This window comes from Sulfitobacter sp. HNIBRBA3233 (assembly GCF_040149665.1).
In the GTDB taxonomy this organism is placed as follows: domain Bacteria; phylum Pseudomonadota; class Alphaproteobacteria; order Rhodobacterales; family Rhodobacteraceae; genus Sulfitobacter; species Sulfitobacter marinivivus.
This window is the reverse complement of record NZ_JBEFLP010000001.1, coordinates 2,023,756-2,039,570: the sequence shown is the minus strand read 5'-3', so window position 1 is coordinate 2,039,570 and position 15,815 is coordinate 2,023,756. Positions and strand designations below refer to the sequence as shown.

10 protein-coding genes are annotated in these 15,815 nt (G+C 65.8%); 6 read left to right on the top strand and 4 right to left on the bottom strand.

The genetic code is table 11. The annotated features are described in order from the left end of the window. Window positions 1-15: 15 nt before the first annotated feature. From pdxR to ABMC89_RS10040, 3 genes are all read right to left on the bottom strand, one after another. Window positions 16-1,503 carry a MocR-like pyridoxine biosynthesis transcription factor PdxR gene (gene pdxR, locus ABMC89_RS10050; protein WP_349567737.1) on the bottom strand — a complete coding sequence of 496 codons (1,488 nt, stop codon included), beginning with the start codon at window positions 1,501-1,503 and terminating at the stop codon, window positions 16-18. A gap of 153 nt (window positions 1,504-1,656) precedes the next feature. Beyond that, entirely contained in the window at window positions 1,657-1,920 is a 264-nt protein-coding gene (locus tag ABMC89_RS10045) for a YMGG-like glycine zipper-containing protein (protein ID WP_349567736.1), read from the bottom strand. A 260-nt stretch (window positions 1,921-2,180) separates the two neighbouring features. Beyond that, on the bottom strand, window positions 2,181-3,575 hold the full coding sequence (locus ABMC89_RS10040) for an aminotransferase family protein (protein ID WP_349567735.1): 1,395 nt from the start codon (window positions 3,573-3,575) through the stop codon (window positions 2,181-2,183). 573 nt (window positions 3,576-4,148) lie between these two features. Between ABMC89_RS10040 and ABMC89_RS10035 the strand changes: the two genes are divergently transcribed. The 3 genes from ABMC89_RS10035 to ABMC89_RS10025 all read left to right on the top strand — a co-directional run bounded on the left by ABMC89_RS10035 (window position 4,149) and on the right by ABMC89_RS10025 (window position 7,338). After that, window positions 4,149-5,150 carry a taurine ABC transporter substrate-binding protein gene (locus ABMC89_RS10035; protein ID WP_439655646.1) on the top strand — a complete coding sequence of 334 codons (1,002 nt, stop codon included), beginning with the start codon at window positions 4,149-4,151 and terminating at the stop codon, window positions 5,148-5,150. A gap of 110 nt (window positions 5,151-5,260) precedes the next feature. Next, window positions 5,261-6,067: a taurine ABC transporter ATP-binding protein gene (locus ABMC89_RS10030; protein WP_349567734.1), complete on the top strand. Its 807-nt coding sequence runs from the start codon at window positions 5,261-5,263 to the stop codon at window positions 6,065-6,067. Window positions 6,068-6,072: 5 nt separating this feature from the next. Then, complete coding sequence (locus ABMC89_RS10025) at window positions 6,073-7,338, top strand: ABC transporter permease (protein ID WP_349568590.1); 1,266 nt, start codon at window positions 6,073-6,075, stop codon at window positions 7,336-7,338. A 109-nt stretch (window positions 7,339-7,447) separates the two neighbouring features. Here the strand turns inward: ABMC89_RS10025 and ABMC89_RS10020 are convergent, their stop codons facing one another. Continuing rightward, a complete protein-coding gene (locus tag ABMC89_RS10020) occupies window positions 7,448-9,634 on the bottom strand; it encodes a DEAD/DEAH box helicase (protein ID WP_349567732.1) in 2,187 nt (728 codons plus the stop codon). Window positions 9,635-9,798: 164 nt separating this feature from the next. Here ABMC89_RS10020 and ABMC89_RS10015 point away from each other — a divergent pair, with 164 nt between their 5' ends. From ABMC89_RS10015 to ABMC89_RS10005, 3 genes are all read left to right on the top strand, one after another. After that, window positions 9,799-10,623: a hypothetical protein gene (locus tag ABMC89_RS10015; RefSeq protein WP_349567730.1), complete on the top strand. Its 825-nt coding sequence runs from the start codon at window positions 9,799-9,801 to the stop codon at window positions 10,621-10,623. A gap of 12 nt (window positions 10,624-10,635) precedes the next feature. Further along, the gene (locus ABMC89_RS10010) at window positions 10,636-12,177 is read left to right on the top strand and encodes a Y-family DNA polymerase (RefSeq protein WP_349567728.1); all 1,542 of its coding nucleotides are present in this window, start codon (window positions 10,636-10,638) and stop codon (window positions 12,175-12,177) included. Between the two features lie 291 nt (window positions 12,178-12,468). Next, window positions 12,469-15,783 (top strand): error-prone DNA polymerase, encoded by a 3,315-nt coding sequence (locus ABMC89_RS10005; protein ID WP_349567726.1) that lies wholly within the window; start codon window positions 12,469-12,471, stop codon window positions 15,781-15,783. Window positions 15,784-15,815 lie beyond the last annotated feature (32 nt).

Below are 15,815 nucleotides of genomic sequence, written 5' to 3'. Positions count from 1 at the left end.
GGGCGTTAGGGCCAGTTATCCAGCCGCGTTATGGCCAGCGCCGCGCATCTCCGCGATCCCGCGGGCCAGTTCTTCCAGACCGGGCAGGATGCGCGCTGCGGGAATCGAGGAATATCCAAGCCGGTAGAAATTGCGCGGTTGCCGGTCCCCGCCGAAAAACGACCGGCCCGGTTCGATCAGAACGCCGCGCGGACGCAGGCGCGCGGCCAGCACTTCGGTGTCGATGCTGTCGGGTGCGCGCATCCAGAAGGACGACCCGCCATGGGCACCCTGTCCCGCGATATGCAAGTTGTAGGCAAGGATGCCGTCCTCCATCCGTTCGCGGCGTTCGTGCAAGGCGGTGCCCATCCGGCGGACCAGCGCATCGTAATGCCCCAGCGACAGGAAATACGAGGCGGTGCGCTGGATATGGCCGGGCGGGTGGCGCAACACGCTGGCCCGTAGGGCGCGGACCTCGCGGATGAAAGGCTCGGACCCGACCAGATAGCCCAGCCGCAGTCCCGGAAACAGCGATTTGGAAAAGCTGCCGACGTAGATCACCCGCCCGTCCGTATCGAGCGATTTCAGCGCCGGAGATGGGGGGCGCAGAAAGGATGTCTCGAATTCGTAATCGTCCTCGACGATCAGCGCATCCAGTTGCCTCGCGCGCTCCAGCAGGGCGCGGCGGCGGTCCGTCGGCATGGTCGCGTTGGTCGGGCACTGGTGGCTGGGCGTCGTAAAGATGACATCCGTATCGGGCGGTATCGCTTCGGGCGGGATGCCGTCGCGGTCGACCCGCACGGGGATCACATGGCAGCGTGACTGGATGAGGATATCGCGCAACGCGTGGTAACAGGGATCTTCCAGCGCGGCATGGCGGCGCTGGGTCAGCAGCACCTGCGCGGTCAGCCACAGGGCGTTCTGCGCTCCCAATGTGATCAGGATCTGCTCGGGCCGCGCGGTAATGCCCCGCCGCGGCAGCGTGTGGCGCGCAATGAACTCGATCAGCGTGGGATCGTCCTGATCGTAGTAATCCGATGTCATGGAGTTGAAATCCCGCTGCCCCAACGCCTGAAGCGCACACAGCCGCCAGTTCGCGTGATCGAACAGCGACTGGTCCGCCTGACCGTAGACGAAGGGATAGCGGTACTGCGACCAGTCCTGCGGTTTTGTCGGGGTCACGCCGCCGCTGAACCGCTGGCCGATGGCGCGGGTCCAGTCGACAGCGTCCTGCGTGTCGGGCGTCGGCGAAAAGTCGGGGGGCGTGGGCGCGTTCTGCGAAACGAAATACCCCGATCGCCCGCGCGAGGTCAGGTAATCGTTCGCCAGCAGTTCGGTATAGGCAATCGTCACGGTGATGCGGCTGACGCCAAGATGGTTCGCCAGCTTTCGCGTCGAGGGCAGTTTTTCCCCCGGCTGGAAGCGCCCCGACAGGATACCTTGGGCGATCATCTGCTGAATCTGCGATTGCAGGGTGCCCTGTGCATCGGGCCGCAGGAAAAAGGTTTCGACAGGTAGCGCCATAGCTATCAGTACTGTGGACTTACTCGCGATGCAATCTGGACCTAATTCCCTGTGAATAGGCCACTGCAGCCGCCGGCAGCGTTCACCGCGGGCTACCAAACGCAAAAAGGCCCCCGGAGAGGGGGCCTTTTCCGACAGCGTGAGAGCGTCGGTTTATGGGCAAGCAGCCGTGTAACGCTGGCCTGCGGAGTTCTGGTAGACGCACTGGCCGCTCTGTGTGCGACCGATGTAGTTGCCAGCCGCCGCGCCTGCTGCGCCGCCGATCAGCGCGCCGACAACCTTGTCGTCGTCGCCGGATACGGCCGCACCTGCGGCTGCGCCCAGTGCGGCACCGGTCAGTGCGCCCTGGTTTGGATTGCCAGCTTCACAGGCTGCAAGGCCCGCAATCATTGGAATCGCGATAAGGAACTTTTTCATGAGTAGTCTCCCGAATTGAGTTTCATTTATTAACGTTTGGCGGACCCTGAAGGTTCACGCGATATCGAAAAAAATCGCGCAAAGATCCCGTTGGGCGCGCCGTAGACAGTCCTGTTCGGGCAAGACGACCCTGCATAGCAATCCCCGCAGGCATCCCAAGGGGCTTTGCCCGCTTCGGCGGAACACCGCCTGTGCGCGTCTCTATAAACGAAAAGGCCCCGCGCGGTGCGCAGGGCCAGGAACTCTCAGAAGGCCTGTTCTCAGACGGCGAAAACGCGCCCCAGTGCGCCGTCGACGGCATCCACGATCTCGTCGATGTTGTCCTTGGTGGCAATCAGCGCGGGCGAGAAACACAGGCTGTTGTTCTTGCCCGGCAGGGACCGGTTGGTCGCGCCGATGATGACACCTTGCTTCATGCAATCCGCGACGACCGCGCCAACCAGCTTTTCGGGCATCGGCGATTTGGTCTCGCGGTCCTCGACCAGTTCCAGACCGAGGAACAGGCCCTTGCCGCGCGCGTCACCGATGACGCTGTGCTTGCCTTTCAGATCTTCCAGACGGCCCAGCATGTAGTCGCCCATATCGAGCGTGTTTTGCAGCAGCCCCTCGCGTTCGATGATCTTCATGTTCTCGATCGCGGCCGCCGGTCCGGCGGTGCATCCCCCGAAGGTCGAAATATCGCGGAAGTAATTGAGCGGATCGCTTGCATCGTCCTTGAACATCTCGAAGACCGCTTCGGTGGTCACGCAGCACGAAATCGCGGCGTAGCCGGAGGCGACACCCTTGGCCATGGTCACGATATCGGGCTGGATGCCGTAGTTCTGGTAGCCGAACCATGTGCCGGTGCGGCCCAGACCGCAGACGACTTCGTCGATGTGCAGAAGGATATCGTATTTCTTGCAGATCTCCTGCACCCGCTCCCAATAGCCGTCTGGGGGTGTGATGACACCGCCGCCCGCCGTGACGGGCTCAAGGCACAGACCGCCGACCGTGTCGGGGCCTTCGCGCAGGATCACTTCCTCGATCTGGTTGGCGGCCCAGACGCCGTAGTTTTCGTCGGGCGCGCCGTCCTGTTCGTGTTTGCGGTATTCAAGGCAGTGCGGCACGCGCACGAAACCGTCGGGGAAGGGGCCGTATTGCGCGTTGCGCTCGTCCTGCCCGCCCGCTGCCATCGTGCCGATGGTGCCGCCGTGGTAGTCGCGGTCACGGTAGAGGATCTTGTACTTCTTGCCGCCATAGCGCTTGTGGGCGATCTGGCGGACCATCTTGTAGCCCTTCTCGTTCGCTTCCGACCCGGAAGAGGCGTAGTAGACCCGGCTCATCCCCGGCATCTTGTCGATCAGCATTTCCGAGAAGATCGAACCGGGGATGGACCCTGCGGTTCCCCCGAAGAAGTTCATCTTCACCAGCTGGTCGCGCACCGCATTCGCAATCGATTCGCGCCCGTAGCCCACGTTGACGGTCCAGACACCACCCGCGACCGCGTCGATGTGTTTCTTGCCGTGCTGGTCCCAGACATGGATGCCGCGACCTTCCACGATGATGCGCGGATCGGTTGTTTCATAGGGTTTGTGCTGGCTCAGGTGGTGCCAGATATGCGCGCGGTCGGCCTCGACGATGCGCGAGATGTCATTTTCGTTGAATGTTCCGTCCATGGAATGACCTTTCGACTGCGTCAGTGTGGGAATTCGTAGGGGTCTTTTTTGACCGATACCATAGCAGACAAGCAAACAGTGATGAAAAGTAGGGCCAGTCAGCGGCTAAGAATAGGGCCAGCCCCCGCGGGGTGCATGGTGCGCGGGGCTGCGCTCTGCGTCGGGGCGGTGATTTCAGCCGGCACGGGCGGTGCATTGCCCCTGATCGCTGAACGTAAGCGCGGTATCTGGACTCATGCTCGGGTAAGAACTGGCAGTTTGAATTCGGCACCATCCGCCGACACTGCTGCGGGTGAAGCCGTTTGCCGCAATTTCGGGCTCTGCTGTAAATTCGGGCGTTTCAGGTGCGCTCGGCGCGCGTTGAGTGTCGGAATGGGATGCGAATGGTCTTTCACGGACAGATGGCGGCGCCTGCGTTGCCGAAAATGGGTGCAGCAAAACTGACGTACCGGCAACTCTGTTGCATCACACTGCACCTGCCTTAGGATACTGTCGGCGGTTGCGGTCACGCGATCACACTCCCCGCCCCACACTGGGTGGCGGGGCAATAAACCAACTGGGAGACCAACAACAATGATGAAGAAAACCGTAAGCGCGTTCGTCGCCGGGGCCGTGATGTCCCTGACAGCCACAGCAGCCTTCGCCGATGCGCACGAAGAAATCACCGTTGCCTATTTCCTCGAATGGCCGATGCCGTTCCAGTACGCCAAGGCGGAAGGCAAATACGAAGAAGCCATGGGCAAGAAGATCAACTGGGTCAGCTTCGACAGTGGCGTGGCGATGTCCGCCGCGATGGCGTCGGGCGACGTCCAGATCGCCGTCAGCCAGGGTGTGCCGCCTTTCGTGGTGGCGACCTCGGGCGGGCAGGACCTTCAGGCGATCGATGTCGCCGTCAGCTATTCCGAGAATGACAACTGCGTCGTCGCCTCGGCGCTGGAGATCGACAAGAACAGCGCGGACGAACTGGCGGGCAAGAAGGTCGCCGTGCCGCTGGGCACCGCCGCGCATTACGGCTTTCTCAAGCAGATGGACCATTTCGGCGTCGATCTGGCCAGCCTGTCGGTCGTTGATATGGCACCGGCAGAAGGCGCCGCAGCGCTCAGCCAGGGCGCCGTGGACATGGCCTGCGGCTGGGGTGGCGCACTGCGGCGCATGAAAGAGAACGGCAACGTTCTTCTGACCGGCGCCGAGAAGGAAGAGCTGGGCATTCTCGTCTTCGACGTGACCTCCGCGCCGGCGTCCTACGTCGCCGAGAACGGTGAAGACGTTGCAGCCTTCCTGCGGGTGACCGCCGAGGCGAACGAGATGTGGAACTCGGGCGAGCACATGGACGAAATGCTGCCGGTCATCGCCAAGGACGCCGGTATGGACGAAGAGGCCACGAAAGAAACCATGGCCACATTCGTCTTCCCCTCGGTCGAGGAACAGCTGAGCCAGAAATGGCTGGGTGGTGGCAGCGCCGAGTTCATGGGCGGTGTTGCGCAGGTCTTCGTGGATGCCGGCTCCATCGACAGCAAGCTCGACAGCTACGCGGGCACCGTCAACACCGGCCCGCTGCAGGCGGCTGCCGAGTGATCTGACGATCGCGGAAGGGTCCGGCCCCGCGCCGGGCCCTTTCCCCCAAGACAAAAGCGACCCGGCCAAGGGTCCAGAGGCCGCTTCGGATGCAGCCAGAAAGCAGGGTCATGTCAGGACTTTCCATTCAGAATCTGTCGATGCGCTTCGACCTGCCGGATGGCGGCTCGGTGCAGGCGCTCAAGGATGTTTCCCTTGATCTCAAGGCGGGCGAATTGCTCAGCGTGCTTGGCCCTTCCGGCTGCGGCAAGACCACGCTGCTGAACATCGTGGCGGGATTTCTGGCCCCGACCGAAGGCACGATGACCCTGAACGGTCACGAGATCAAAGGCCCCGACGCCGAACGCGGCATGGTGTTTCAGCAAGGGGCGTTGTTCGAATGGATGAGCGTCCGCGAGAACGTGGGCTTCGGCCCCTCGATGAAGGGGATGCCCAAGAACGACAAGGCCGAGATCGTGAACCGGTTGCTGAACGTGGTGGGGCTTCAGGACTTCAAGGAAAAGGCGGTCTATGAGCTGTCGGGCGGGATGCAGCAGCGCGTGGCCCTTGCCCGCTGTCTGGCCAACGATCCCGACGTGATCCTGATGGACGAACCGCTGGGCGCGCTGGACGCGCTGACCCGCGAAAAGATGCAGAGCCTCGTTCTGAAGCTGTGGAAAGAGACCGGTAAGACGATCATCCTGATCACCCACTCGGTCGAAGAGGCCCTGCTGCTGGGCGAGCGGCTGATCGTGATGGCCCCGCGGCCGGGCCGCATTCACAAGGAATACCGCCTGCCGTTCGCGGAGGCGGGCGTGAATGCCGACCTGCGCGAGATCAAGAAACACCCCGAATTCGCGCCGAAGCGGGAGGAAATCCTGTCGATGATCTGGGACATGGAAGAAGAGATCATGGGCCGTCAGGAGGAAAGCGCATGACCGGCCTGATCATCCTCGCCATCTACGGCGGCATTTTCGTCGGCGGATACCTGATCCTGACCCGGCTTTTGGGGGGCGTCGGCGTGCGCGACTATACCTCGCTGAAGACGGTGACCTTCGGCGACGAAAGCGCGGTGCGTCCGAACCGGGCCGCCGGGATCCTGTCGATCCTGACATTGTTCCTGTTGTGGGGGATGTTCACCGGCTCGTCGCTCTTGCCGGGATTCCTGCACGCGCCGGGGCCCTTCGCGGGGCAGACCTCTTTCGAATACACGGTCGAGGCCAATGGCCAGCGCGACACGGCGGAGGTTACCGTCATCGTTCACGACCGCGAGGAAAACCCCGATCCGGTCGAAGTGCCCCCCGGCGACGGGTTCGCCAAGAACGACAGCATCACGGTGGCGCAGTACCGTAACCGTCTGGTCAGCTTCGACAGCAACGACGACTTCAAGAAAAGCGACGGCGCCAAGGTGGTCGCGATCAACGGACAAAGCGTGCGGCCGGGCTCGACCGTTCAGGTCGACGGCGGATCGGTCACGATCTCCGACAAGGGCACGCCCAATTTCGAACCCTACAATGGCTGGCAGATGGAGCCCCTCTACCTGCCATCGCCCGAAGCGGTGCTGGAACGCACGGCGACGGTTCTGGACGAAGGGTTTCGCGGCACGTCACTGCTGGGCCATCTGGGGTGGTCGCTGTTTCGCGTGATCGCGGGCTTTGTCTGTGGCGCGATCGTCGGTATCCCGCTGGGCTATGCCATGGGGCTGAGCAACTGGTTCCGCGGCTGGTTCGATCCGATCGTGGAATTCATGCGGCCCGTGCCGCCGCTGGCGCTGATCCCGCTGGTGATCATCTGGGCAGGCATCGGCGAGACCGGAAAGATCATCCTGCTGTTTCTCGCCGCGCTCTGGATCATGGCCATCGCCGCGCGGTCCGGCGTGTCGGGGGTCAGCATCTCGAAGGTGCACGCGGCCTATTCGCTGGGCGCGTCGAAATGGCAGATCATGCGCTACGTGATCATCCCGAACTCGCTGCCTGAAATCTTCACCGGGGCGCGGGTGGCGATGGGGGTGTGCTGGGGCACCGTGGTTGCGGCGGAACTGGTCGCGGCGGAAAAGGGGGCGGGGATGATGATCATGGTCGCCTCGAAATTCCAGAATACCGATATCGTGATCCTTGGGATCATCCTGATCGGCGTGATCGGCTTCGGCATCGACATGCTGATGCGCGGGATGGAGCGGTTTCTGGTGCCCTGGAAAGGCAAAGCCTGATCGCGCCCGACCACGGCGGAACCGAAAAAAGGCCGGAGCGGATGCTCCGGCCTTTTTCCTTTTGTCTCTCGCGTTGCGGTTGCCCGCGTCGACCTGACGCCCGAAACGCTCAGTCCTTGCGCTTTGGCGGGGCGTTGCCGCCACGTGCGGCAGGCTTGCCGGGCTTGCCGGATTTGCCGGGGGGCACAAAGCGTTTCGAGGTATCCGCCGCGCGGTTGAACTTGGGCTTGCCCTCGGCCTTGGGGGTGTCGGGGCCGGATTTTTTCCAGACGGGCTTTGCCCCCGATTTCGCCGGTTTGCCGCCCTCTGGCTTGCGCCGCGCCTCGGCGGGTTTTCCGCCCTCGGGGCGGTCCTTCTTCCACGCGGGCTTTGGCTTGCCGTCGCCGGTTCTCTGGGTGGCCGCGTCGGTGCGCGCCTCGCCGTAGGGCGCTTTGCCTTTCGGCTTGGCGCCGGGCTTCATCGGGGTGCGGTCGGTCTTGTGGGATTTGGGCGGGCGCGTTGCGTCCCGCTTGCCCTTGGCCGGAGCAGGTTTGCGGATCTGGGTCGCAGCCGGTGCATCGTCGCGCGGGGCGCGGGGTTTGGCGGGCGGGGCCGCCGCTGCATCGGGGTCAAAGGCTTTCGCCTCCTGCGGGCGTGGTGCGCGGTCCGGCTTGGGCCCGCGATCGGGGCGCGGCCCTTTCGGACCACGGTCCGGGCGTCCGCCCTGCGGGCCGAAATCGGGCTTGCTGTCGAGCTTGGTCAGAACCACGCCTTCCTCGGCCTGCATGTCGGGGCCGAGCGCCTCCTGAAGGCGCGACACAGCGCTTTCTGCGACCTCGACGTAGGAATGGCGCGGCATCGCGCGGATCGCGCCCAGATCGTCGCGTCCCAGATCACCGACACGGCACAGCATCGGCAAAAGGGTACGCGGACCCGCGCCGTCCTCGCGCCCGACAGAAACCTTGAACCAGACCGATGGTCCGAACGCACGGTGGTCGCGTTCCTCGCGCTCCGGGCGCTGGCCGGGATCGGACAGCTCTTCGGGGGCCGATCCGCGGGCGCGGAACAGCGAAACGAAAGCGGTGGCCAGTTGCTCGGCCGAATAGCGCTCGGCTAGCGTGGCGACGATCTCGGCGGCGTCTTCGGGCACCGGCGCGTCCCACGCAGGATCGCCCAGCAGACGTTCCTCATCCGCCTTGTTCACTTCGGCAGCCGAAGGCGGTGCGGCCCATTCAACGTCTAGCTTGGCCCATTTCAGCAGACGTTTTGCCTTGCCGGTGGCCTTGGGAGGCACGATCAGCGCCGAGACCCCTTTGCGGCCCGCGCGGCCCGTCCGGCCCGAACGGTGCAGCAACGTGTCCGACCCCGTCGGCAGATCGGCGTGGATCACCAGTTCGAGGTTGGGCAGGTCGATGCCGCGCGCGGCGACATCCGTCGCGACGCAGACCCGCGCCCGTCCGTCCCGCAGCGCTTGCAGCGCGTTGGTCCGTTCCGATTGCGTCAGTTCACCCGATAGGGCGACGACCGAAAAGTTGCGGTTGGTCAGCCGTGTGGTCAGACGCGCCACGGCGGCACGAGTGTTGCAAAAGACGATGGCGTTCTTGGCCTCGTAGAAGCGCAGGATGTTGAGGATCGCGTTTTCCGTGTCGCGCGGATGAACGGTCAGCGCGCGGTATTCGATATCGGCGTGCTGCTTGTCCTGTGACACGACCGAAACGCGCTCGGCATTGTCCTGGTATTTTTCGGCCAGCTTGGCGATGCCTTGTGGCACGGTGGCCGAAAACATCAGCGTCCGGCGGGTTTGCGGCGTTTCGGTCAGGATGAACTCGAGGTCTTCGGAAAACCCGAGGTCCAGCATCTCGTCCGCTTCGTCCAGCACCACGGCGCGGATATCGCCAAGGTCGATGTTGCCGCGCTTGATGTGGTCGCACAGGCGGCCCGGGGTGGCGACGACCACATGCGCGCCGCGGTCCAGCGCGCGGCGCTCGGTGCGGGTGTCCATGCCGCCGACGCAGGTGGTGACCACGGCACCGGCGGGGCCGTAGAGCCAGCCGAATTCGCGCGCGACCTGCATGGCCAGTTCGCGGGTGGGCGCGATGACCAGCGCCAGCGGCGCGCCGGCAGGGCCGAATTTGGGCGCATCGCCCAGCAGCGTGGGCGCGATCGCCATGCCGAAGGCGACTGTTTTGCCGGACCCGGTCTGGGCAGAGACCAGAAGGTCGCGGTCTTCGAGGGAGGGGTCTGTGACGGCCTCCTGAACGGGGGTGAGCGCATCATAGCCTTGTGCGGCGAGCGCATCTGCAATCGTTTGAATCAAGGGATATTCCTGAAAGGGGGGATATGGTTTGGCCTGCCCCTAACGGCTTTGGGGGCATTTGTACACGAGTGATTTTGCATGGCTCCCCAGCGTCACAGGCAAAAGGGACTCGTCAGAAACGGGATTTACATATAGAACAAAAGAAGAACAAAAAGGAGGGATGTATGACTGGCGATTCTTCTTTCGGCCCCTTGGCGGGCGACTTTTCCGGGCGTTTCGTGCTGGACGGGCCTTTGGTGCGCCCGGCAGCGGGGGATGCTTTTGCACGCCCGGCATCGGGGGATATGGCCGCTCTCGAACAGGGGCGGATTGTCGCGCTCAAACACAAGCGCGCGGTGCAGGATGTGCCCGGTCCCGCCGCGGGGCAGGCGGTGCTGAAAGACGCGCTTTCGGCGCAGCCTTTCGACGCGGCCGTGACTGGCTTTGTACTGGCCTGTCTGCCGCGCAGCAAGGCGCCGGTGCTGTGGGTGTCGGACCGCAAGTCGCGGCAGGAGAACGGGCGGCTTTACGGGGCGGCGCTGAAGGGGGTGACCCTTCTGCGGGTAGAGGTCAGCCATCCGCGCGACGTGCTCTGGGCGATGGAGGAGGGGGCGGCCTGCGCAGGGCTTTGCGCCGTGGTCGGCGAGGTGCATGGCGCGCCGCCGGTTCTGGATTTCACCGCCACAAAGCGGCTTGCGCTGCGCTCCGAAGCCTCCGGTGTGCCGGTGTGGATGATCCGCTCGGGCGTGGCCGAAGGGCTTTCGGCGGCGCGCGAGCGCTGGCGCATCGGGTCGGTTCCCTCGATGCCGCATCCCCACGACCCCCGCGCGCCCGGTGCGCCGCTGTGGGAGGCAGAGCTGTTTCGCGCGCGCGGGCGTGCTCCGGGCACATGGATTGCCGCCCATGATCCGGCGGCGCGCGAAGCGGCGGACCGCCTGCGGTTTCTGCCCCGCGGCGCAGGGGGCGGCGATGCCGGTCCCGCGCATCTGGCGGCGGGGGCCGCCGGGTGACCGGGGGGCGCCATGACGGTCGCCGCGCGCGCGGCGCGTATCGTATCCGCGTTCTTTCCGGATCTGGCGATGGATCGCTGGCGGCGCATCACTTCGGCGCAGCGGACCCTGCCCGATGATGCCGTGCCCGTCGTTCTGTCGCGGGAGGGCCCGCACGGGCCGGTCGTCCATGCGGCCAGCGCAGCCGCGCGCGGGCGCGGGATCGTCACGGGCGCGCGGGTGGTGGATGTGCAGGCGATCCATCCCGACCTGCATGTGGAACCCGCCGACCCGTCGGGAGATCGCGAGATGCTGGGGCGGCTGGCGTTCTGGGCGCGGCGCTGGTGTCCGTGGACCGTGGCCGAAGAGGACGGGATCGTGCTGGACGTGACCGGGGCCACGCATCTTTTCGGGGGCGAGGCGCAGATGCTGCGCGACATGGGCGCGCGGTTTGCCATGCAGGGGCTGCGCGCGCGGCTGGCGATGGCGCCCACGCGTGGCGCGGCGCAGATGCTGGCGCGCTTCGGCCCGCAGGGCGCGACCTGCGGTGCGGAAGATGTGGAGGACGCTCTCGGGCCCTTGCCGGTGGCGGCGCTGCGGCTGGATGCGCAGACGGTGCGGTTGCTCGACCGCTTGGGGTTGAAGACCGTCGCGGCGCTGGCGGCGGTGCCGCGTGTCGGCCTGATGCGGCGTTTTGCGGGGATGGCGGCGGATGCGAACCCGCTGATCCTGCTCGACCGTGCCACGGGCCGCACCGCCGATCCGCTGGATGCGCCGGCGGAGGCGCAGGTATTCATGGCGCGCGTGCGCATGGCTGAGCCGGTGATCGACCCCGAGCCGTGGCTTCAGGGGCTGGCGGAGGATCTGTGCGCGCAACTGGCGCGTGCGGAGCGCGGTGCGCGGCTGTTGCGGTTGACGATCTACCGCGTCGATGGCGAATGGCGGTCCCGCAACGTGGCGACAGCCGGTCCCAGCCGCGACGCGGCGCATCTGGTGCGGCTGGTGGCGGGTAAACTCGACGGGATCGACCCGGGGTTCGGGTTCGATCTGGTGACACTGGAGGCGCTGCGCAGCGAGCCGCTGTCGCTGCATCAGGACCGGCTGGACGGTGCGCGGGACGCAGGCGCGGATGTGGCGGCGCTGCTGGACCGGCTGACGGCAAGGCTGGGGCCGGCGAAGGTCAGCTGGTCGGCGTGGGTAGCGAGCCACAAGCCCGAGCGGGTGGAGCACCGCGTGCCCGCGTTGGCCACGCAGGCCGCGCCGCCGCCGGATATCGCGCGCGCGCGCCCTTTGCGGATATTCGATCCGCCCGAGGAGATCGTCGTGCTCTATGCCGTGCCTGACGGGCCGCCCGCGCGGTTCCGCTGGCGACGGGTGGTGCATCTGGTGGCGCGGTTCGAGGGGCCCGAGCGGATCGCGCCGGAATGGTGGCGCGACCGCGCGGGAACGCGGCTGCGCGACTACTACCGGGTCGAGGTGCAGGACGGGCGGCGCTTCTGGATGTTTCGCGAGGGGATACTGGAGGATCGCCGCGGCGGCGCTCCCCGCTGGTTCCTGCAGGGTGTTTTCGGATGACGGGTGACGTGCGGCTGCGCCGACACCCCACCCGCCCTCCCGCAGGGCGTCCCGCGCTGCCGACGGATCAGCGCCAGACCGCCTGGACGGCAGCGCCGGGGCGGGGCGGCATCGCGCTTCGGCTACGGCCTTCCCGCCGCCCGGTCCCGCAGGCGGCACGGCCGTTCCCTCTGACCCGCCGCCGGTGCTGCAGACCGGTGCGAGGACCGTCTCGGGCGGGGGCCGCAGGGCGCCGCAAGGGAGGAGCCTCCGGTCTTACATGTTCCACCAACCGCATAGGGCTGCCACCTGATGCCACAACAAGAAGGACACAAGCGCCGCACCATCGACGGCGATGACCCGTTCCACTGGAATGCCCCGGCCGAGTACGTCGAACTGGGTCTCGCCACCTGCTTTTCGTTCCTGCGCGCGGCTTCCGACGCTGTCGATCTGACCGCGACCGCCAACCTGCTGGGCTACGATTGCATCGGTGTCGCCGACCACAACACGCTGTCGGGCGTCGTGCGTATCCATACCGAGGCGAAGACCGCCCGCCTGCGCACCTTGATCGGTGCGCGGCTGGAGTTGCTGTGCGGCACCCGGTTTCTTGCCTATCCGCGCGACCGCGCCGCCTATGCGCGGCTGTCCACCCTGCTGTCGCGGGGCAAGATGGCCGACGCGGACGGCGGCTGGCAGCAAAAGGGCGAGACCCATCTGACCCTGGACATGCTCGCGCAGCATGGAGAGGGTATCGCCCTGATCGTCCTGCCGTCCGAAAATCTGGACGTGTTCGCGGCGGGGCTGCCACGGCTGGTGCGCGCGTTGCCGGGACTGCGCCACATCGCGGCGGCCTATCTCTACCGCGGGGATGATGTGGCGCGCATCAACCGGCTCGACGCGCTGGCGCAGCATCACGGGCTGGGTCTGCTGGCCACCAACGACGTGCTCTACCACGATCCGTCGCGCCGGCCCCTGCAGGACGTGATGACCTGCATCCGGCACGGCACCACCATCGACGCGGCGGGCTTTCTGCTGGAGGCCAACGCCGAACGCTACCTGAAATCCCCCGACGAGATGTGCCGCCTGTTCGCGGCCTGGCCCCACGCCATCCGCGCCACCCGCGCGCTTGCCGACGAGGTGACCTTCAGCCTCGACGATCTGAAATACGAATACCCCCACGAAATCGTGCCCGAGGGCCGCACGGCCATGGAAGAACTCGAACGCCTGACGTGGCAGGGCGCGGCGCGGCGCTATCCCGAGGGCGTGGCCGACCGCATCCGTGCGATCATCGAAAAGGAATTCGCGCTGATCCGGACGAAGAAAATCGCACGCTACTTCCTGACCATCCACGATATCGTCCGCTTCGCCCGCGAAGAGGCCGAACCGCCGATCCTGTGCCAGGGACGGGGATCGGCGGCGAACTCGGTGGTGTGTTTCTGCCTCGGGATAACCTCTGTCGATCCGGCCGAACACGACGTTCTGTTCGAACGGTTCCTCAGCGAAGAGCGCGACGAGCCGCCCGATATCGACGTGGATTTCGAACACGAGCGTCGTGAGGAAGTCATCCAGTACATGTATGCCAAATACGGCCGCGCCCGGGCGGGCCTGTGCGCCACGGTGATCCACTACCGCCCGCGCTCCGCGATCCGCGAGGTGGGAAAGGCCATGGGGCTGAGCGAGGATGTGACAAGCAAGCTCGCCAGCACGGTCTGGGGCAGCTTCGAAGGACAGATGGGCGACGACCGCGTGCGCGACGCGGGCATGGACCTGACCGATCCCTACCTGCGGCGGGTGATTGCCATCGCCCGCCAGATGACCGGCATGCCGCGCCACCTCAGCCAGCATGTCGGCGGTTTCATTCTGACCGAACGCCCCCTGACCGAGATCGTGCCCATCGGCAACGGCGCCATGCCCGACCGCAGTTTCATCGAGTGGGACAAGGACGACATCGACGCGCTGGACATCTTCAAGGTGGACATCCTCGCGCTGGGAATGCTGACCTGCATCGCCAAGGTCTTCGACCTTCTGCGGGGCCATTACGGCATCGACCACGACCTTGCCAGCATCCCCGCCGACGATACCGAAACCTACGACATGCTCTGCGCGGGCGACAGTCTGGGTGTGTTCCAGGTGGAAAGCCGCGCGCAGATGGCGATGCTGCCGAAGCTGCGCCCGCGCCGGTTCTACGATCTGGTGATCGAGGTCGCCATCGTGCGCCCCGGTCCGATCCAGGGCGATATGGTCCATCCCTACCTGCGCCGCCGGCAGGGGATCGAAGGCGTCAGCTATCCCGCGCCCGGCCCCGACCATCCGCAGGATGAGCTGCTGAAGATCCTCGGGCGCACGCTGGGCGTGCCGATCTTTCAGGAACAGGCGATGAAGATCGCCATCGACGCAGCACGGTTTTCCCCCAAGGAGGCGAACGAACTGCGCAAGGCGATGGCCACCTTCCGCTCGCGCGGGACCATCGAGCTGCTCCAGCAAAAGATGGTGGGCCGGATGGTCGACCGTGGCTACGCACAGGAGTTCGCCGAGCGGTGCTTCAACCAGATCAAGGGCTTCGGTGAATACGGCTTTCCCGAAAGCCACGCGGCCAGCTTTGCCAAGCTGGTCTATGTCTCGAGCTGGATGAAGTGCCACTATCCGGCGGCTTTCGCCTGTGGCCTGCTCAACAGCCAGCCGATGGGGTTCTACGCACCTGCCCAGATCGTGCGCGACGCACGCGAGCACGAGGTCGAGGTGCGCGGCGTCGATGTGAACTACTCCGACTGGGATTGCACGCTCGAACCCTGCGCGGACGGTTTTGCCCTGCGGCTGGGGTTTCGCCAGATCGACGGGATGCGGCAGGACGCGGGGCTGCGGATCATGGCGGCGCGCGATGCGCCCTTTGCGGATGTGGCCGACCTCAAGGCGCGCGCGCGGCTCGATCGCGGCACCATCGGCAAGCTGGCGGCGGCGGACGCCTTCCGCTCAGTCGGGATCGACCGGCGGCAGGCGCTGTGGCAGGCGCAGGGGCTGCGCGATGCGCCCGCGCTGGCGCTTTTCGAGCACGCCGAAGCGGCGGGCGAGGGGGCGGAGCCCGCGGTGACGCTGCCCGCCATGGCGCAGGCCGAACATGTGGTCGCGGATTACCAGACGCTGCGGTTGTCGCTGAAGGCGCACCCGATGCGGTTTTTCCGCCCCAGCCTGCGCAAGCAGGGCTATGTCTGCACGCACGATCTGATCCATCTTGCGCACGGGGCGCGGGTGTCGCTGGCGGGGCTGGTGCTGGTGCGGCAGAAACCCGGCAGCGCCAAGGGCGTGTGTTTCATCACGCTCGAGGACGAGGCCGGGGTCGCCAATCTGGTGATCTGGCCGAAGATGTTCGAAACCTGCCGCGCCACCATCATGCAGGCGCGCCTGCTGGTCGTGCACGGACGGGTGCAGACGGACGGGCGGGTGATCCACATCGTCGCGGACCGGCTTGAGGACCGCACCGACCGGCTCGACACGCTGGCGGCAGACCGGGTGCCGGGACCCGCCGCGCGCGGCGACCATCCCACACATCCCCTGCCCAATCATGTGGGCGGCGGGCGCAAGCATCCGCGCGATGTGCGCGTTATCCCGAAATCTCGCGATTTTCACTGACGAAAGGCTGGTCTAAGATGCGGGAAATTTCA